This window comes from Mycobacterium sp., from assembly GCF_050701675.1.
Lineage (GTDB): Bacteria > Actinomycetota > Actinomycetes > Mycobacteriales > Mycobacteriaceae > Mycobacterium.
This window is the reverse complement of record NZ_JBOGDD010000915.1, coordinates 1-18325: the sequence shown is the minus strand read 5'-3', so window position 1 is coordinate 18325 and position 18325 is coordinate 1. Positions and strand designations below refer to the sequence as shown.

Annotated in this window: 19 protein-coding genes; 10 read left to right on the top strand and 9 right to left on the bottom strand. The window is 64.4% G+C overall.

Annotated features, from left to right (window positions below):
• Window positions 1-1390 (bottom strand): FAD-dependent oxidoreductase (locus tag ACRDUX_RS27870; protein ID WP_526418584.1); only part of this gene is annotated, 1390 nt, incomplete at its 3' end.
• Between the two features lie 184 nt (window positions 1391-1574).
• Window positions 1575-2024 (bottom strand): winged helix-turn-helix transcriptional regulator, encoded by a 450-nt coding sequence (locus ACRDUX_RS27865; RefSeq protein ID WP_526418582.1) that lies wholly within the window; start codon window positions 2022-2024, stop codon window positions 1575-1577.
• Between the two features lie 301 nt (window positions 2025-2325).
• Between ACRDUX_RS27865 and ACRDUX_RS27860 the strand changes: the two genes are divergently transcribed.
• Window positions 2326-3183 carry an enoyl-CoA hydratase/isomerase family protein gene (locus ACRDUX_RS27860; RefSeq protein ID WP_526418580.1) on the top strand — a complete coding sequence of 286 codons (858 nt, stop codon included), beginning with the start codon at window positions 2326-2328 and terminating at the stop codon, window positions 3181-3183.
• A 49-nt stretch (window positions 3184-3232) separates the two neighbouring features.
• The gene (locus ACRDUX_RS27855; protein ID WP_526418578.1) at window positions 3233-3703 is read left to right on the top strand and encodes an OsmC family peroxiredoxin; all 471 of its coding nucleotides are present in this window, start codon (window positions 3233-3235) and stop codon (window positions 3701-3703) included.
• A gap of 237 nt (window positions 3704-3940) precedes the next feature.
• Here ACRDUX_RS27855 and ACRDUX_RS27850 read toward each other — a convergent pair whose 3' ends face one another.
• From ACRDUX_RS27850 to ACRDUX_RS27825, 6 genes are all read right to left on the bottom strand, one after another.
• Complete coding sequence (locus ACRDUX_RS27850) at window positions 3941-4765, bottom strand: LLM class F420-dependent oxidoreductase (RefSeq protein WP_526418577.1); 825 nt, start codon at window positions 4763-4765, stop codon at window positions 3941-3943.
• 48 nt (window positions 4766-4813) lie between these two features.
• Window positions 4814-5356 carry an NADPH-dependent F420 reductase gene (locus ACRDUX_RS27845; RefSeq protein WP_526418575.1) on the bottom strand — a complete coding sequence of 181 codons (543 nt, stop codon included), beginning with the start codon at window positions 5354-5356 and terminating at the stop codon, window positions 4814-4816.
• 155 nt (window positions 5357-5511) lie between these two features.
• A complete protein-coding gene (locus ACRDUX_RS27840; RefSeq protein WP_526418573.1) occupies window positions 5512-6144 on the bottom strand; it encodes a helix-turn-helix domain-containing protein in 633 nt (210 codons plus the stop codon).
• Window positions 6145-6274: 130 nt separating this feature from the next.
• Complete coding sequence (locus ACRDUX_RS27835; RefSeq protein WP_526418571.1) at window positions 6275-6796, bottom strand: VOC family protein; 522 nt, start codon at window positions 6794-6796, stop codon at window positions 6275-6277.
• On the bottom strand, window positions 6793-8241 hold the full coding sequence (locus tag ACRDUX_RS27830; protein WP_526418569.1) for a GMC oxidoreductase: 1449 nt from the start codon (window positions 8239-8241) through the stop codon (window positions 6793-6795). The genes ACRDUX_RS27835 and ACRDUX_RS27830 overlap by 4 nt, the downstream gene beginning before the upstream one ends.
• Window positions 8242-8384: 143 nt before the next feature.
• On the bottom strand, window positions 8385-8948 hold the full coding sequence (locus ACRDUX_RS27825) for a VOC family protein (protein WP_526418567.1): 564 nt from the start codon (window positions 8946-8948) through the stop codon (window positions 8385-8387).
• Between the two features lie 473 nt (window positions 8949-9421).
• On the opposite strand from ACRDUX_RS27825, the gene ACRDUX_RS27820 reads away from it, so the two are divergent.
• The 5 genes from ACRDUX_RS27820 (at window position 9422) to ACRDUX_RS27800 (ending at window position 13771) form a co-directional block, all read left to right on the top strand.
• Window positions 9422-10276 (top strand): fumarylacetoacetate hydrolase family protein, encoded by an 855-nt coding sequence (locus ACRDUX_RS27820; protein WP_526418565.1) that lies wholly within the window; start codon window positions 9422-9424, stop codon window positions 10274-10276.
• A gap of 75 nt (window positions 10277-10351) precedes the next feature.
• Entirely contained in the window at window positions 10352-10750 is a 399-nt protein-coding gene (locus ACRDUX_RS27815) for a nuclear transport factor 2 family protein (protein ID WP_526418563.1), read from the top strand.
• An 82-nt stretch (window positions 10751-10832) separates the two neighbouring features.
• On the top strand, window positions 10833-11627 hold the full coding sequence (locus ACRDUX_RS27810) for an SDR family NAD(P)-dependent oxidoreductase (RefSeq protein WP_526418561.1): 795 nt from the start codon (window positions 10833-10835) through the stop codon (window positions 11625-11627).
• Between the two features lie 41 nt (window positions 11628-11668).
• The gene (locus tag ACRDUX_RS27805) at window positions 11669-12883 is read left to right on the top strand and encodes a DUF3500 domain-containing protein (RefSeq protein WP_526418560.1); all 1215 of its coding nucleotides are present in this window, start codon (window positions 11669-11671) and stop codon (window positions 12881-12883) included.
• Window positions 12884-13036: 153 nt separating this feature from the next.
• Complete coding sequence (locus ACRDUX_RS27800) at window positions 13037-13771, top strand: RraA family protein (RefSeq protein WP_526418558.1); 735 nt, start codon at window positions 13037-13039, stop codon at window positions 13769-13771.
• Window positions 13772-13979: 208 nt separating this feature from the next.
• Here the strand turns inward: ACRDUX_RS27800 and ACRDUX_RS27795 are convergent, their stop codons facing one another.
• Entirely contained in the window at window positions 13980-14954 is a 975-nt protein-coding gene (locus tag ACRDUX_RS27795) for a LysR substrate-binding domain-containing protein (RefSeq protein ID WP_526418556.1), read from the bottom strand.
• Window positions 14955-15195: 241 nt separating this feature from the next.
• Between ACRDUX_RS27795 and ACRDUX_RS27790 the strand changes: the two genes are divergently transcribed.
• From ACRDUX_RS27790 to ACRDUX_RS27780, 3 genes are all read left to right on the top strand, one after another.
• Complete coding sequence (locus ACRDUX_RS27790; protein ID WP_526418554.1) at window positions 15196-16137, top strand: LysR family transcriptional regulator; 942 nt, start codon at window positions 15196-15198, stop codon at window positions 16135-16137.
• A 397-nt stretch (window positions 16138-16534) separates the two neighbouring features.
• Window positions 16535-17359, top strand: coding sequence for a mycofactocin-coupled SDR family oxidoreductase (locus tag ACRDUX_RS27785; RefSeq protein ID WP_526418552.1), 825 nt, complete (start codon window positions 16535-16537; stop codon window positions 17357-17359).
• A 313-nt stretch (window positions 17360-17672) separates the two neighbouring features.
• Window positions 17673-18325 (top strand): GntR family transcriptional regulator (locus ACRDUX_RS27780; RefSeq protein WP_526418550.1); only part of this gene is annotated, 653 nt, incomplete at its 3' end.

Genomic DNA, 18325 nt, shown 5'->3' with positions numbered 1-18325 from the left:
CGATACCCGGCCTCCGGCGGGGGTGCCGGAGATTGGCGATCAGGACCCGCGCGAACAGGGCCGGGTCTTGTAGTCGCGCAGGCGGGTCGATGAGACCGCGGACGCGGAGGAATCGCTCGGCCACGGCAATGTCGATGGTCGCGGCCCTCAGCGCGGCGTGCTGCACCCCGCTGCGCAACCGCTGTCGCCGGGTGCGTGCAGCGCCGGTGGAAGGCGCGCGATCGTTGGCCCGTTTCACTGCCCATACCGGCCCGATGTGTTCGGCGGCAGCGCGATAGAAGCGCCGCGGTAAGTCGGCGTCGCCCGCGTCCAGGCAGTCACGCAGTGCAAGCACCTGTATGGCGGCCATCGTCATGCCCTGCCCGTACAGAGGATTGAGGTTGCACAGCGCGTCACCGAGCACTACCAGGCCGCCCGGGAGCCGAGGCATTCGGTCATAGCGTCGCCAGGCGGCGGCGGTGCTGCGAGAGATCGAGATGGCCCCAACAGGTGTCGCCACCCGAAGTCCGGCCGTGATCGTCGAAGGGAGTAGATGCTCCGCCGAATCCATCATCTCGGTGAAATTCCTTGGGGGGTCGCCGTACTCGGCAGGGTGGGCGATCGCCAGCATCCAGGTGTCGTGTTCATAGGCCACCAGCAGTGCGCCCGGTGCCTTGCTCCCTTGGTTGACGAACGCCATCCGATCGGTGATGCGTCCCGCGGGGATGCGCAACAACTGACTGGAGTAGCCCCCGGCTGACGGTAGCCGTTCCTCTGGTGGGACACCGAAATCGTGACCGTCCAGGAAGTGCGCGGTGTGCGCTGCCCGCCCCGTCGCGTCGATCACGAGTGCGGCCTCCAGAACCGTGGCGCTGCCGTTGTCGCGGTTGATGATTCGCGCGCCGGTGACGGTGTCACCGGTGATCACCGGTTCGTCTACGTCGTGGTTGTCGAGAATCGTGACATTGTCCAGCGCGGCAACTCGTCGGCGAAGGTGAAACTCCAGTAAGGGACGACTGGCCTGGTATGCCGCCAGCGGTCCAGGATCGGCCAGTCGGCCAGCGGGCTTCAGTTCGTAGCCGCCGACGCGGATGTACACCCGCGACAGGTCGTCGCCGTCGTCGACAACCGCCCCGGCGGCGGCGAGTTCGCTCAGAATGCCAGGGAACAGATCACCGATCACCTGACTGCCGCGGCTGAGGAAGTTGTGTAGATGACGCCCCTGCGGCACCCCTTTGCGCTGGTCTGGGTGATCAGGCAGCGCATCGCGCTCCACCACCGTGACCGACCCGTAGAACTCCGAGAGCACCCGGGCGGCCAGCAGCCCCGCAATGCCCGCTCCGAAAACCACGGCCTGCGAACCCAACTCGGCCATCACGGCCCCTTCCGCTGCAAAGCGCAGACGCGCCATCGGCCCCTCGTATGAGCACTGACCGTACAGGAACTCTAAGAAAAGTAAGAGAAACTTATGGTAACAATAAGATTAGAATCGCGATGAATGGCTGTGCATGCAGTCGTTGGCGCGGGGGGATGTAGTCGCCCGATTGTGCAGATCGGAACGGACCTGGTCGATCGGGCGGGGTCCGAGTGGTGCGTCAGTTGCCGGTGGGGATGGTGGCGACGTCATCGGCGGGCACTTCGTACCCGAGGTCGTCGATGAACGCGACGTGCACTGGCCGCTCCGTGCGTCTGGCTTTGCGAATCATCGTGGGGCCTTGAGGGCGGGGAAGGTGTTGGTCGCCCCATTGTTGGAGGGCGCCAATGAGCACGTGCAGTTCGCGGCCACCGGGCGTGAGGTGGTAGGAGGGGCGTCGCCGTTGACCTGGTTCCTGATAGGACTCCTTGGTCATGACGCCGTACTCCACGAGTGTTGCGAGGCGGTCTGCGAGGCGGTCCGGCGGCAGGCCGAGGTTGCGTTCGAAGTCAGCGAATCGAGTGGTTCCCAGGAGGGCTTCGCGAAGGATGAGAATGGTCCACCGCTCGCCCAGTACCGTCATGCTGCGGGCGACCGAGCACTGCCAGTCGTCGACGCTCTTCGTTGCCACATGATGAACTTTACCCATCTGACTTGATAAATACCAGTCAGGGGGGTGCTTGCTGATCATTACAGGGTGAGGTTCCCAGGCTATGGATGAAGGCGGCCGGTTGAGCGGTCATGATGTCTCTTCTCTCGGTGTTGAAGGGGGAGTTACGGATTCAGGCAGCTCTTCCAGTCCCGTGGCGCGCGTCGATTAGCCCGGGCGCGGGTTGGTGGTGGGCGCCGTGGGATCGGCTGGTCTGCGTGCCATGAAGCCGGCCGTACGCATCCTCACTAGTAAATTCAAAGTGAGGTGGTACGGTGCTCGCATGGCCTTCATCGACGACTTCGCCCCGACCCACCTTCGCCTCACCGAGGTGTCTCCCACGCTGTGGCTGGTCACCTTCGACAATCCGCCGGTCAACGTGATCGGGCCCGACATGATGCGGGACCTCAAGGAACTGCTGACCGAATTGGAGTCCAACGACACCGTCAACGTGGTCGTCTTCACCAGCGCCGACCCCGACTTCTACCTGGCTCACTACGATTTGGCCGCCGATCACGCGGTGACCGAGGCGTTGCCCAGCCTCACTGGCTACGCGGCCTGGGTGGACATCACCGTGCGGATCAGCAAGTTGTCAGCGGTCACCATCAGTGCCGTGCGGGGGATCGCCCGCGGCGCGGGAAGCGAGTTCGTGCTGGCCACCGACATCCGATTCGCCAGCCGCGAGAAGGCCATCCTTGGACAGATGGAGGTCGGGTTCGGCGCAGTGCCCGGCGGTGGCGCCGCGGGCCGACTCCCGGCTCTGGTCGGCCGCGGCAGAGCCTTCGAAATCCTGCTTGGTGGAGGTGATTACGACGGCGATACCGCCGAGCGGTACGGCTACGTCAACCGATCGATCCCCGATGATGAGTTCGTGGCCTTCGTCCACGACTACGCGGTGCGGGTCTCGCGCTGGGACCATCGGGCCCTGGCTGAGATCAAGTCGTTCATCAACAAATACACCCGTCTGCCCGACAGCGAATACCCACTGCACTCCGACGCCTTCTGGTCAGCCGTGCCGACCCCGGGTTTCCAATCGGTCACCAAGGGCCTGTTCGAGCGTGGCCTGCAAGAGAAGTCCGACATCGAGTACCACTTGGGCGCAGACATCGCCGACGTCGCGGCCATCGGGTCGACCACCTGACTCGTCAAGCAAGTTCACGCGTTTTCATCGCAATCGAAGGAGAAATTCCATGACAACCGTGACCGGACATGCGCAGTGGTACGGCTCGTTCAAAGAAGGCGCCGGATCGCTGTCGACGACGACCACCGACACCGTCCGCGAGGCGCCGTACACGTTCGCCAGCCGATTCGAGGGCGCACGCGGGGCCATTCCAGAAGAACTTCTCGTTACCGGTCACGCGGGCTGCTACAACCACGCCCTGGCGAATATCGCCTTGAAGGCCGGTGCTGCCGTCGAATCAATCAGCACCACAGCCGAACTCACCATGGGCACCGACGACCAGGGCTCGGACGGGCACGGCTATTCGGTGGAGGGTATCCACTTCGTCGTGGAGGCCGACCTGCCGGGTATCACCGACGAGAAGTTCGCTGAACTCACAGAGCAGGCACGCGCCCTGTGCTCGATATCGAAGATCCTGAAGATCCCGATCACGTTGGACGCGACCCGCACCGCCACGTCGACAGCGTCGATCACTAGCTAGGGTGTGTCGCCCATATGGGAGACACGCCCTAGCAGTTGCCCTACCGGTACGCACCCGAAAGGGTCAAAGCGCATCCATTCGAACTCACGAAACCTGGTCCACCGCACCCGGGCTCGTACGTCGGGTCCGTCCAAAGGCCCTTGCCAACACTTCGCCAGCATCGAGGGCGCCGGGCGCTTTCGGCGCCTGGGGTGGCCCCACCAGTGGCTGGCCATGGCGTGGTGGGCGCTCCTGCCGTCAGACTTCGTTGTGGCGATCGCGCCAGGCCAGCATCTCCCTCAAGGTGCCGAAGTCGTAACCGGCGATGGGATCGGGGGCGATCTCGTGGACGAAGACACTCGCGCCGGCGGAGCGGTAGGCCTCGGCGCTGTCTGAGTCGAACCAGTGCACCGATCGTTCGATCTCGCCGCCGTCGCGTCCCGCGGCCGCAGCCATCTCATCGAGTTGAGCGGTGGCCGTGGTGAATGCCTCGACCCCAAGGAAGGTGTGCCAGATGTCGGCGTACCGCACCACCAGCGGCAGGGTTCGCTTGGGGCCGGTGCCGCCGATGAGGATGGGGATGTCGTGGACCGGCGGCGGAATGAGCTCACCGAAGCGGGCCTTGATGCGTGTCAGTCCTTCTTCGAATAGGTCGAAGCGTGACTTCCAGCTGCCGAAGTCGTATCCGTAGCTGGTGTAGTCCTTTTCGTACCAGCCCGCGCCGAGGCCGAGGATCAGCCGGCCGCCGCTGATGTGGTCGACGGTGCGGGCCATGTCGGCCAGCAGGTCGGGGTTGCGGTAGCCCATGCCCGTGACGAGCAGCCCGATCTGGGCGCGGTGAGTGATCTCGCCCCAGCTGGCCAGCGCGGTCCAGCCCTCGAAGTGGGTGACGTCGGGTTGCGCGTCGGCCAGCACTGGTACACCTTGGTTGAGTTCGGCGATCTCGGGCCGGTGGAAGTGGTCCCAGCCGAAGACGATGTCGGCCCCGAGCTCTTCGGCGTGCAGCACCGCGGCCCGCCACGTGGGGTAGTCCGGGGCATTGCCGGGTTGCAGCGTCACGGCGATGCGGATCGGTCGAGTCATGAGCCTGTCTCCTTCTGGTGATGGGTGGGACCGCGACGGTCGGTGCGATCAGAGTTCGCCGGGCACGGCGAACCGATAGAACACACCGCCCTGGGGCTTTACCCCCATGAGCAGCCAGACCGCGTCCTCGAACGCGCGGGCCCTGGACAGATCCCCGAGGCGCACCGGGTCGTACCCGGCGTCGCGTATGAGCTGCTCGGTGAGCCCGACGGCGTCCTCGTCCGCGACGTACCAATTACTCGGACGCACGCGCTGGTCGCTCACCTTGTCGAAGAGCTCCCCGAAGTTCATGTTGAAGCTCTTGGCCACCGGTCCGCCGGTGAAGGACTTCACTTCCTCGGCGTACGAGTGGAAGTCGCCTTGGCGCGCGGGCATGATGTTCGTCGCGTCGATTGCGATCTTGCCCACCACTCCCGTCACCTTTGACAGGGCAGCCGAGATCTTGGATCCGGGTACCGCCACCAGGATCACGTCCGCGTCCGACGCGTTCCCGCCATTCCGGCCGAGTTCCGTGACATCGTGGCCAGCCGCCCGCCAGAGGCGAGCCAGGCCGCCGCCGATCATTCCTCGTCCAATCGTGACGATTTTCATCTCGAGCTCCCTTTCGCTTTGCCCACCTAGGCCCAGCAATCGACCGTTGGTTGGTGTTCCCCAAGCATCATTCGTAGTTTGGTTCCCTGCCATGAACAATATGGAGGTGTGTCTCGCACCTGCTCTTTAGTACCCCCCGACGGCGCTGGGCTGAGTTATGTTGTTGCGGAACCGATCTGCGCGATTGCGGTCCAGTTCCAAGCCGCCTCACAATCTTCCTGGTAGCCATGACAAGAGGTCAGAAGTGCTTGTGCGACAACGTCAGCCGCTAGCCAATTCATGAATTGGACTACGTGGTCGACGAGGCCAAGGCGGGCCCCGACCGTGTGCGTAACTGCGAGTTCCGCGATATCGGGACAATTGGTGACCCAGCTCGTAAAGGCGCTCCCTCCCGTGGTGGGCGGGAGTGTCCCGGTCAGCATGGGCCGCCATCGCGGTTCGCCACTCCGACGCAAGAGGCCGCGATGTGCGCCAAGAGTGCGGTGCACGCGAGGGCGGCAGCAAGAAGACTTCATCATGCGACGATTGGTCAGCAGCACCCGCCAGCCAGGTCGGTGCCGGGCGTCCAGAGTTTCTTGCAGCAGCCCGGTTTGGACGAAACTGGCGACGATGTCGAACGTCGTCGACTCCGGTAGCCCGAGTGCCGTCGCCAACTTGGTCACGCCCCATTCGGGCGTCTTCGCCGTTAAAGAGGCCGAGCACCTTGCCGGTCCATCGAGCAAGCCTTCAACCCTCGGGGAGGGGCAAGCATTGCCGGTGTGTCCGGCGCTATCGTGCTCGCGTGTCACCGGGTTGCTCGAACTGAGGGTCGACTCCGCCGGGTCGGCGGTAAGTCGCCTCGCGAGTCGAAGGTCGCTTCCGTTCCACTCGGGTTGGCGCGAACGTCACGCCTCCGATGGTCGACGCCACCCATCCCCGCTAGTCCAACTCCGACAACAGCGATCGGCTTCCGTTGAGCAGGGGTGCGCCAGTGAGTGACGTTGATTCACTCAACTGTTCGCGGTCAGGAAACTCGATCAATTCGACGATGTTTCCGTCGGGATCGAAACCGTAGACCGCGTGTAACATGCCCATGGCATCGATCGGTGCTTCGTTTTGAAAGCGCATTCCTGCCTTGGCGAGGCGGTAGAATTCGGCATGGATGTCGGCGACCTCGAAACAGATGTGGGTGATGCCGTAGTCGGAGACCCTCCATTGCGGGTCTCGCGGCTTGGGTGTGGGATGCGTGTACTCGAAGATTTCCAGATGCGTGTTTCCGCTCCGCAAGAACACGAAATTCGTTGCGGAACGGGTGAGCCCGACGATGCTGTCGCACAGATCGTCGCCCGATTCCCAGCCGAACCGCATCACTTCCTCGAGCCCAAATAGGTCGCAATAGAATGACTTGAGTCGTTCGAGGTTGGGCGTGGAAAAGGCCGTGTGATGAACGCCCATGATCATGGTTTCTCCTTCGCGTCGGATACCAAGGTCGGTGTGGAGCCGCTCAAGATCGCATCGGCGGTTTGGAGCGCGAAGGCGACGGTGCTGAGCGTCGGGTTCGAGGCATTTCGCTCTCCGAGTACTGCATTGCCCGCCACGTAGCAGTTCTCATAGCCCCAGAGTCGACCGTCCGCCGAGACAACCGAGGTCGGGGATTGCGCCGCATCCATGCGGCACGAGCCCATCAGATGCATTGATCCTCCACGGGCCGGCACTTGCATGCCCCAGCCCGTGACGAGATCGCCTAGGTCGCTCGACAACAGGAACATCTCGCGCAACGCGTTGCTTGCCACCTCGAAGTCGTTGTCGCTCAACTCCACTGCGCCCGTTGCCGTGGGCAGGCCGTAGGCGTCTTCGCGTTCTGTGTCGAACTCCAGCCGGTTGGTCTCGTTCGGGTCGACTGGGCAGAACGAGAGCAGGTCGATCGTGTTGTCGAACGGCGCGTCGGCCGGAATCGCGGGGTTGAAGTTCCATTGCGTGGCCTGAATCGTCGTCGACCACTCGTGCGCGCGTGAGGCGGGGATCCATACGCACGGCGGGAACACGGTCGACGTCCCCTTGCGGCGCAGGTCATCCTTGAGATGCACCCGAGAAGCCACGATGGTGTGTTCGGTGAGATACGCGCCCAGAGCAGGGCCGGCATCGAGGCCCGACGCCGAGATCAACTGAGCGCTACCCACCGTGCCCGCCGCGACGACCACGGCATCGGCGTTGATCAGGACGGGACCACCACCGTCAACCGGGTGGGCGAGTACTCCCTTGGCAACTCCCGATTCATGTATGACGCTGCGGACCACGTGATCGGCGATCAGGTGCACGTTGTCGTGCGCGCCCCGGAACAAGTCGTCCGCGCCGCTGTACCGCCACCCGCCACCCTTCAAGGGCTGCGCCGCCACCGGCATCGGCTGCACGTCTCGCCCGGGGGGCAACGCGCCGGCGCGGCGAGCGACGATGCCCTCGAATTCCTTGTAGCGGTCGTCCTCGGTGCTGTACTCGGTGCCTACGTGCAGAAGGACCGAGGCCCGGACGACGAGTTCATCCCACCGGCGCCGGTCGATCCACGAGGGCAACTCCCACCAGTCCGGAGCGGGGGAGTTGTGAGTCCAACCCACCAGCATGCCGCCGACACGGTGTATCCCGACCAGACCTGGCAGCCTCGGCGGACCGGCCGTAGCCCGGTTCAGCGGCTCAAGAGCGCGAGCGAGGAAGTCGGCGAATCCCGGGGTGCCGGCGGGGCTGCTATCCAGATTCCGGCCGTGCTCGCCCGTTCCCGCCACGCCGGCCTCGATGACGACGACACGCAAGCCGTTGCGTGCCAGCTCGCCGGCCACAGCGGCCCCGCCTGCTCCACTCCCAACCACCACCACGTCCGTGTTGACGGGAGGTTGTCCTACAGAAAGCGCCACTGCATCGTCCTTTCGCGCGTTCGATTCGAATATTTGAGGTACCCCGCCCACCTGGGCGTGACCGACGGATCTGGCCGCCTAACGGGTTCGACTGCTCGGCAGACCGATGATGCCTGGGGCCAGCCCGCCGCACCCACCACGAGTCATCCGTTGCGCCATTCGGGCGCGTTGGGCAGCAGGCGCGCCTTGGTTTGCGCCTCGTAGGGGAAGGGTTGGTCCGGGTGCGATACCAGCTCCAGGTAGAGCCCGATCGGCGTCCTTAGGAACTGGAGCCTGGTGCCTGCGTTCGGCACGTCGGCCAAGAGCATGGGATCGCCGCATGCGACGCACCCGTTCTCGGCCAGATAGCCCATCGCCGCGTCGACATCCTTGACGTGAATCCCGATGTGCGCGGCGCCCGCATCACTGGTCCGCGGCCACGCGTTGCGCCGATCCGGCGATTCCCACTCCAGCAGTTCCACCACCTGCGTCGGCCCGAGCCGCACCATGGCGATGTTCGCGGACGCCCGCGGATGAACGTCGAAGTGCGTCGCGATGTAGTCACTCTCGGGATCTGCGAAGGGGCCAGCCCGGAAGACCTCCTCCCCGCCGAGCACGTCGACGCAGAACGCCACCGCCTCGTCGAGGTCGTTGACCGTAAATCCCACGTGGTCGACGTTCGTCGCCGTCGGAATTCCTCGCACTGCGACTTCGGTCTTGGTCGGCATTTCAGCATCACCTTTCAATAGTTGTCAGGGTTGGATGTGCTCGCCTTCAGGCCAGCAATTCCCTGCGGTCATCACCAGCCATCAATGGGCGGTGTCGATGTTTTCGAATACCTCGACATTCCTCCGGTCGGTAGGCAACTCGCGATCATTGCGACGCGGTGTCGTGTCGGACGCGGTCCTGGGACTTTGCTGTCCAAACAGGCGAGATGTCCTGTCCTAGCTCACATTACAAAGCGCGATGTGATCCGGTCCAATACTTCTCGATTGCCCACTCGATAGTTTTGAAGTATTGCCACCGCGGCGGGTAACCCCGTGCCGTTTATTGCGGCTGAAACGAAACCCGTCCGATAGCCGCTGAGTATCACGATCTTCCTGAATAGATATTGGACACACCACCCCCGTAGGCGAAACATTGGCGGGGCCGCAATTGGAGCGGATACGACGACGGCGAGACAAGAACGGAGACAGTCAACGTGCTAGTAGCGCAGACGACGGCGGGTGTGGCGCGCGTCGTTGAAACTCGCTACGACCTCCTCGACGTCGGAGGCGCCAGCTTGTCCGATCTGGTGAAGTCAGGCGCGATGGATCGACTGGCCCGGGCCAGGGTCACGCGCTCCGTCGAGGAGCAAGCGGTGACGGTCCAAGCTCCGATCGCCAGCCCGGGAAAGCTGGTCATCGTTGGGTTGAACTACAAGGATCACGCCGCCGAGATAGGCGCGGAACTTCCTCGGGTTCCGAGGGTGTTCTTCACCGCGGCGTCGGCGGTGATCGGACCTACCGACGACATTCCCCTTCCAAGGATCGCCGATTCGGCGGTGGACTTCGAAGGGGAAGTGGCGGTGGTGATCGGGACGCCCGCGTCGGACGTACCAGTGAGCAGGGCCTGGTCGCACGTGGCGGGTCTGACCGTCGCCAACGACGTCACCGCCCGAGACGTCCAAGATGGCACGAATCCAGCTGTCGCCGGATCAAACGTCGGGCTGGCCAAGGGTTTCGACGGCTTCAAACCACTCGGCCCGGCGCTGCTGGTTGCGGATAGCGCCCGCGAGCGCCACGACATGGTCTTGCGCACGGTGGTCGACGGCGAGGTACGCCAGGAGTCCAGTACGGCCAACATGATCTTCCCGATCGCAGAACTCGTCTCTCAAGTCAGCCAATACACCACCTTGTGGCGGGGAGACGTGATCCTCACCGGTACCCCGGGCGGGGTGGGCCTCGCCTCTGGCCGGCTCCTACGAGCCGGTCAAGTCGTCGAGGTCGAACTGGAAGGCATAGGCGTTCTGCGCAACCGCGTGGTCACTGCACGAGCGAAGGGGCCACCCGACTAGCACGAGTTCCGAAGCAGCTCCATCCAACTGGCAATTCGACAAGTACCCACGACGACACCAAGGACTACAGAACCCATGAGCTACCACAACGTCATCGAAAACGTCTACGCACACCTCGCCAAAGGCGACTTCCAGCCAATCTTCGACATTCTCGCCGAGGACGCTCCGTGGATCGAGGCTGAGAACATTCCCTATTCGCCGGGCAGCCCAGTAGTGGGCCACGATGCCGTGCAGAAGACGGTGTTCGACGCACTTGCCAAGGATTTCAAGGACTTTCACATCAACGTGAACCGCATCGCTGCGGGGGAGACGACCGTACTGGTGGAGGGTCGCTACGTCGGCACGACCGTCTCGGACGTCCCACTCGACGCGATCTTCGCCCACGTCTGGGACTTCGAGGGCGACAAGATCGTGAAGTTCCAGCAGTACAGCGACACCTGGCAGTGGCGTGACGTGCTCGGTCTGCACTCCTAGACATCGGGACCCAAACCCGCTGCAAGAACGGCCAACTCAGCGGCCCGCGGATGCGGCCGCCAGACGATGGGAGCAAGCGACCATGGACTTGAAACTGAATAGCAAGCGGGCCTTGGTGACCGGTGGGAGCCGAGGCCTGGGGTTCGCCATCGCACGGGAACTCTGTGCCGAGGGGGTGCACGTCGCGCTTCTCGCACGAGACCGCGGCGCCGTGGAGGCGGCCGCCGGTCAGCTTCAGACTCTGGGTTACCAGGCGATCGGCATCGCAGCCGACACTGCTCAGGACGAGGGGGTGTCGGTCGCGGTGCACGAAGTCAACGAGCGGCTCGGTGGCGTCGACATCCTGGTCAACAGCGCCGCCAAGGCGGCGGGCGGCCCTCCGACGGGTCTGGTGGATCTCGACGACGACGAGCTGCGCTCCGAGATCGAGACCAAGGTGCTGGGTTACCTGCGCTGCGCGAAGGCGGTCGCACCCCAGATGATCGAACGCGGATGGGGACGAATCATCAACATCAGCGGACTCAACGCGCGGCGCACCGGTTCCGTCTTCGGTTCCATACGCAACGTCGCGGTGGCCGCGATGTCGAAGAACCTGGCCGATGAACTCGGTCCACAGGGGATCAACGTCACCGTCGTCCATCCGTGGCTGACCGAAACCGAAGGCGTTCAGAACATTATCCGCAACGGTGCCGCAGCGAAGGGCGTGACGGAGTCCGAGTTCAAGAAGGGGTTGGCCGCCGACGTCAGCATCGGCCGACTCGTCCAACCGGTCGAAGTCGCGCGGGTCGTCACCTTTCTCGCCTCACCCCTAAGTGTGGCGATCAACGGCGACGCCATCGCTGCTGGCGGTGGGATCTTGGGGCCGATCTTCTACTGAGGTGGAACGGCACCGGGATTGGACGCAGGGGAAGGGTGAAGATGCCGACTGAGCCAGACACCGCGGCCGCGAGAATCGCCCGCGACATGTCGCGGGCGGCCACGGCCTGGCTGGCGGATCTTGACGCCGAGCAACGCGTCCTGGCCTGGTGGGGTCCACCTGGAGGAGATCACGAGGCCGAGCGCAGACGGTGGTACTACACGCCGACGGACCACGGCGGGCTGACGTTCGGTTGCCAATTCGTCTGGCAGCAGCGACGCGCCATGCAACTGGTCGCCTCCGGATTGTCTCCGGAGGGCTACGCGCTCGTGTCGACGATCATCGGCACCGAGAACATCCTCGACCACGTGGAGGGCTTCGCCTCGGAATTCGACACCCGCCGCGGGCGTGACCCCTCTCGGTATTACCTGCGCGTCTTCGGCGATCCGGAGGGCCAGCGCCCCTGGGGTTGGCGCTTCGGCGGACACCACGTATCGGTCAACTTCCTCATCGTCGGAGGAGAAGTGCGGTCGACCACACCGCGGTTCTTCGGCTTGGACCCCGCGGTCACGACGCTTCCCGGCGGCGCAACGCTCGATCCCCTCCGAGCGTTCCAGTCGGCGGGTAGGGACCTCGTCACGTCCCTATCCGCCGACGCCCGCGCGTCGGCCGTTCTGCTCGATCAGGCGCCCGCCGACATCGTGATGGGAAATCGGTCGGCATTGCAGGACGGCGCGACCGTGATGAAGCTGCACGAGATCTTTCGTCGGCGCCCAGGAGACGACGACCTGATGGAACGAATGAGGCGAGGTGGGGCGGCGCGTGATGCCGAGATCGGATACGGGTTTCGGGATCACGAGCTGCTTTCGATGACGCTGGCTCCCAAGGGCATTCGTGGCGCTGACTTGGACGCGGGCCAGAAGGATCGGCTGGATCGCCTGGTGCGGGCGTATCACGACGGGCTGCCCGCCGGACTCGCTTCGAGCTGGAACGTCGACGACCTGTACTTCGCTTGGGCCGGGCCGCTCGACGCGGGCGCGAACTACTACCGAATCCAAGGCGAATCCATGCTGATCGAATGGGACAACTCCGCCCGAAACGGCAACCATGCCCATTCGGTCGTACGGCACCTTTCGAACGACTTCGGAGGCGACGCCCTTCAAAGTGCCGGCGGCGCGGCAGCCCCGCCACTGGACGAGACCGACACCGGATTACTCGGAACTTCACCCGCCGGGAATCGGCGTGATCGCCCCCAGGCGTCGGGGCGAGGAGGCTAGTCGGACGGCCGGCGAGACGAGGAACTACCAGACACCCGTGACCACTCGCCGGTCGCTCACCCACAACACGTGCGTCTCCCGTTTCTCGGAGGCGTGGGCCGCTCGGGAATCGCGCACATCTGTCAAACCCACAACCAGAAGGAAGTAACCACCATGACCGAAACGACGAAACAGCACTTCGACTGGGTTGACGTGCACCCGATGCCGAAGCCATTGACCGACGGTATCGTCGAGAGATTCCTTGCACTGGAGGACCTTTCGGCCACGGTTGCTGATGCGCTCGACGCCTTCGGCGTCACCGGCATCCTGGGTGCCTCCACCCTGATCCCCACGCTGCCTGAGGAACGCGTCGTCGGCCGGGTGATCACGTTGCGCAACGTGCCCAGCAGAATGGACCCCTACCGCGCCGTCAGTGAAGGCAGCTGGCTGATGGCCGAAATCCACGGCATCGAACTGGCCGAAGCAGGGGACGTGATCGTCATTTCCGGTCTCCCCGAGGTCTCGAACATGGGCGGCATCGTCGCGGCGTGCGCAACGCGGGGCGGGCTTGCCGGCGCCATCGTCGACGGCGCGGTCCGCGACGTGGGGCAGTCACGTCGACGGGGCTTTCCCATCTGGAGCCGTGACATCAGCCCGGCGACCGGCAAGTGGCGTGGGTCCTCGGTCGAGATCAATTCCACCATCAGCGTGGCGGGGGTGACCGTCGCCTCGGGCGACATCGTCGTGGCCGACGAGACCGGTGTCTGCTTCGTGCCGATCGAACTGGTGGATCAGGTCATCGCGCGCTGCGAGGCAATCGACGAGAAGGAAGCGGGGATGTTCGCCGACATCGCTGCGGGCCTTCCGATGGCCGACGTGATTGGGCGGCTCTACGGCACGCTCGACTGATCGTCGAGACCCCAATGTTTCGGGGCCGGCCCGGTGCGGGCCGCCCACGGAGCCGCGAGACGCATGCGGCGCGGCGTGGGCTCTTGCGTTGCGCGACCCGAGGTCCTCTGGTCGCGCAACGCGGGAGAACTACGTTAGGAGCAACCGATGAGCGTGCCCTTCAGCCTTTCCGACTTCATCGACCGGGCTGCGCTGGTGCGCGATGGCGCTACACCAATGCGGCGCTGCGTTCGGCCACGACTCGCTCGCGCAGGACTTCCGAGCGAGCTTCGAGTTCGACGGATGCTTCGACGTCGTCGCCGGCTTCTTGACGGGCGATTGTCAAGAAGTGATCCACCACCGCGGGAATGGGCCCGGATGCCCATGCCACTGCCACGTCCGTCGACACGATGGGCTCCTTGAGCCTGACCCATTCGACGTACTTCGAGTCGCTCGACTTGAACGAGGTCGGCACCAACGACACGCCCATCCCGCACGCCACGTAGCCCAGCTGGGCTTGAATGGACGTCGCCTCCACCACCGTGCGTGGCGTGATCCCGGCAGCGGTCAGGGCCGAGAGTGTCTGGTCGTAGTAGTAGGGCGAAATGTGCCGTGACGTCGCGACGAAGGGCTCGGACGCGAGGTCGGTGATTTCGATGGAACCGACTCCGGCAAGCCGATGACCGAGCGGCACGACGGCTTCGAGCGTTCCCGTTCGAACGGGTTCGACCTCGAGGCCCTCGATCGGGTCTCCCTGCCGCACGTAGGCAACGTCCACGGTGCCGGCGAGGAGGGAATCGAGGCTCTCCTGCGTGCCGGCCTCTCGCAGATCGACCACGATGTTGGGGTTCTGCTGACGAAATCTCGGCACGACCGTCGGCAACACCTCCATGAATGCGTACGGCACGCCCGCCACCCGCAGACGTCCGAGCTCACCACACGCGGCCTGGTTGACGGCGCGGCGGGCCCTGCTGACCTGATCGCAGATCTGGCGCGCCTCGAGGAGGAACACCTCGCCCTCCCGGGTGAGACTCGTGCGGCGTCTCGTCCGGTCGAAGAGCTTGACTCCGAGGTCACGCTCGAGGTCCTGAATCTGGACGCTCAACGGCGGCTGGGCAATGTGTAGCCGTGCCGCGGCCCGGCCGAAGTTCAACTCCTCGGCCACGGCGATGAAGTATCTGATGTGACGCAACTCGATACTCAACTCTTTACGCTCCCTCATCGTGCGCCCGGCGGGGCGAATCGCCGTCAAGCGACATGGTGCCCGTGACCGGCTCCTCGGCTCGGGTCACCCGCGAGGCGATCAGGACTGCCGGGGAGTCCGGGACGTTCCTTCTTGGCGTCTGGTGTGCCCCTCGCACGACCTGACCCGATTGTCCGAACGCTACGCCTGATTCTCACCACAAAGTCCCTCATGTTTAGACGGCCTGCGATAGAATTTTCGAATGGCATCACTTCGTGCGTTGGAATGCCTTGTTGCAGTGGCAGACTCGGGATCCATCACGCAGGCCGCGCTCTTGCTGCATTCCTCGCAGCCCGCCGTCTCTCACCAGCTGGCCGCATTGGAACGTGAGGTCCGGACTGTGCTGCTGCGCCGCGAGCCGCGGGGCGTCAAGCTCACTCCGGCGGGGCGGGCCGCCGTCGTCGACGCCAGACGGGCGATCGAGGCAGCCGCCTCGGCCGTGAGGTCGGCACGTGCGGTTGGCGAAGGGGTCGGCGGGTCGCTGCGGCTGGCTTGCGCACAGAGCCTCAGCGTGCCCCTGCTCGCGCCGGTCATTCGCGAGTGGCGGCGGCGGCGCCCAGAGGTGACGATCACGCTGCGGGAGTCCACGACGATAGACGAACTACTTGGCGTCATCGACTCCGACGTCGTCGACGTGACGTTAATGCCCGCGCCAGTGCCAGACCGCTTCACGACCACCGCAGTCGCCGACGAGGAGATTGTCCTGACGGCACCGACCGGCCACCCCCTGGTGCGACGGTCGACGGTACGGATGGAGGACCTCGAAGGTGCTCCGCTGGTTCACTTCGCATCGGACAACGGGCTCAGCGGCTGGCTCGATCGAGCGCTGAGCAGTGCCGGCGTCCGACCGGATCCCGTGATGAGGACATCGGTGACCGCTGCCGCCCCGCAGCTCGCCGCCGCTGGCCTTGGCGTCGCCGTGTGCCCGGTCAGTGCGGTGACTGCTGGCTTCCCCGGCGTCGTCCGTTCGTTCTCGCCCCCCTGGTTCAGACAGCTAGTGGCGGTCACGTCCACCCCGCAGGATCCGCTTTCCGCGCTGTTCATCAACAACCTGCAGACGCGCGGCGTGCGCGTGCCGCGCGACGTGCGAATCCAACTCGCGCCGTACGACGCATCGGCACGAAAGCGACGCACGCCTTCCTGAATCCCGCCGCGACGGGCGACACTACATTCCGTGCCACCTGTTCGATTGTTGTCGTCACCCTCCCGAACCATGAATCGACCTGGGCGGCAATGGAACCGTACGGCGAACGCGACCTGGCTCGTGCCCCATTGCGACGCGATCGACCGTAGAGCACTGAACAACACATGCCAAACCTTCTGCACACCAACTAAATCGGAGCCAACGTTATGAAATTACATCGCAGGTCGGACCGGAAATTGTAGTTCGATACGGTGCGGTGGCATTCGCAGAAGTGATGGCATGCCATCGATCTATGAATGCAATGTTGACCACGGATCTTCGCGGGAATACGTTGCTTTCTGGTCCGCCAAGCGATTTGGCCAATGGCTTCCAGGAATTCCGGCGAGAGGAGACAAAGATGTCGGGACGGTTCGAGGGCAAGACAGCATTCATCACCGGCGCGGCGCGCGGACAGGGGCGGAATCACGCAGTTCGGCTCGCCGCCGAAGGCGCCGACATCATCGCCGTCGACCTCTGTGCGCAGATCGAGAGCGTGCCCTATGCCCTGGCGACGCCAGACGACCTGGCCGAAACCGTTCAGCAGGTCAAGGCCCTCGGCCGCCGCATCCATGCAGTGGAGGCGGACGTCCGCGACGCAGCAGCCATGCGAGCGGCAGTGGCCAGTGGCACCGAGGTCGTCGGACCGATCGACGTCGTCCTGGGCAACGCTGGTGTCGCCGCCCTCGTCGCGGAGGATCCGAACGACGAGGCAACGTTTCACGACACCCTGGACGTGAACCTGGCCGGAGTTTGGCACACGGTGAAGGCTGCCGCGACGGCGATGATCGAACATGGCCGCGGCGGCTCGATCATCCTGACGAGTTCGAACCTCGGACTGTCGGGACGAGGTGGCAACGGTTCTGAGGGCTATGCAGGCTACGTGGCGTCCAAGCACGGAGTCGTCGGCATCATGCGGATGAGTGCCCATTGGCTGAGCAAGTACGCAATTAGGGTCAACTCGGTCCACCCGACCGCGGTCGACACTCCGATGATCGTCAACGACCCGACCGCACGCTGGTTCGAACGGAATCCCGAAGCCGGAACGCTTCTGTCCAACCTGATGCCGGTCGACATGGTGGCGCCGAGCGACGTCACCAACGCGATCCTCTGGCTCGCGTCAGACGAGGCGCGCTACGTCACCGGCAGCACGATCCCCGTCGATGCGGGATTCCTCACCAAGTAGCGGCACGGCTTGTCTGCCGGGATGGAGCGGCTCGCGGTCGTCTCCATACCGACAGGACCCGGAGGACGTGGAGCAGCAGCAGACCAGCAGGCGGTCCTCGTAAACCACTCCGCCGCATCGCCTCAGCCGATGAATCGGTACCCGGAAAAATATGCCACTAGGCCGCCTGCGCTCGATAACCATCGGCGCATTGCCGGTGGACTCGGATCAGCAGCCGAGGCACCCGCGGTCGCTGCTCGAAATGAGATAACCATCTCCTTGAAAGTCGGCAGACGTTCGGAGAATCCGAACTGTTTTCTGGCACAATTGTGGTGTGGTTCAACCCGAGGAATCCGATACGGCTGCTGCCGCTCTTTCGTTCAGTCGAATCGGCACATCGAGCTTTCGTGAAAGCGTCACGAGAGAATTGCGTGCCGCGGTTATTTCCGGGCGAATGAGCCCGGGCCGAATTTACTCGGCGCCCGCGCTGGCGCAGGAGTTCGGTGTTTCCCCGACACCGGTGCGCGAAGCGATGGTCGATCTTGTCAGCGAAGGGCTAGTGGAAACCGTTCGGAACAAGGGGTATCGCGTTACTGAGATGAGTGACAAGGATCTAGACGACGTCACCGATCTGCGCCTGCTGATCGAACCCTCCGCCTGCCGTCGCGCCGTAGCGGCCGCCACGGCCGAGGACGTGGCTCAGTTGCGCACCCTGGCCGACCGCATCGTTGACGGCAGCCGGCGCGGCGACCTGATCCAGTACGTCAACGCCGATAGCGACTTCCATCTCACGCTTTTGGCGCTTGCGGGTAATGCCCGCATCGTCAGGACGGTGGCCGAACTACGGGCGCACACCCGGCTCTACGGCCTTGACCGGCTCGCCAAGGCCGGCAAGCTGGAATCCTCCGCCGCCGAACACCATGTGCTGGTGGACCTGGTGGCCGCTGGGGACGGCCACGGTATCGAAACCGCCCTGATCAGCCACAT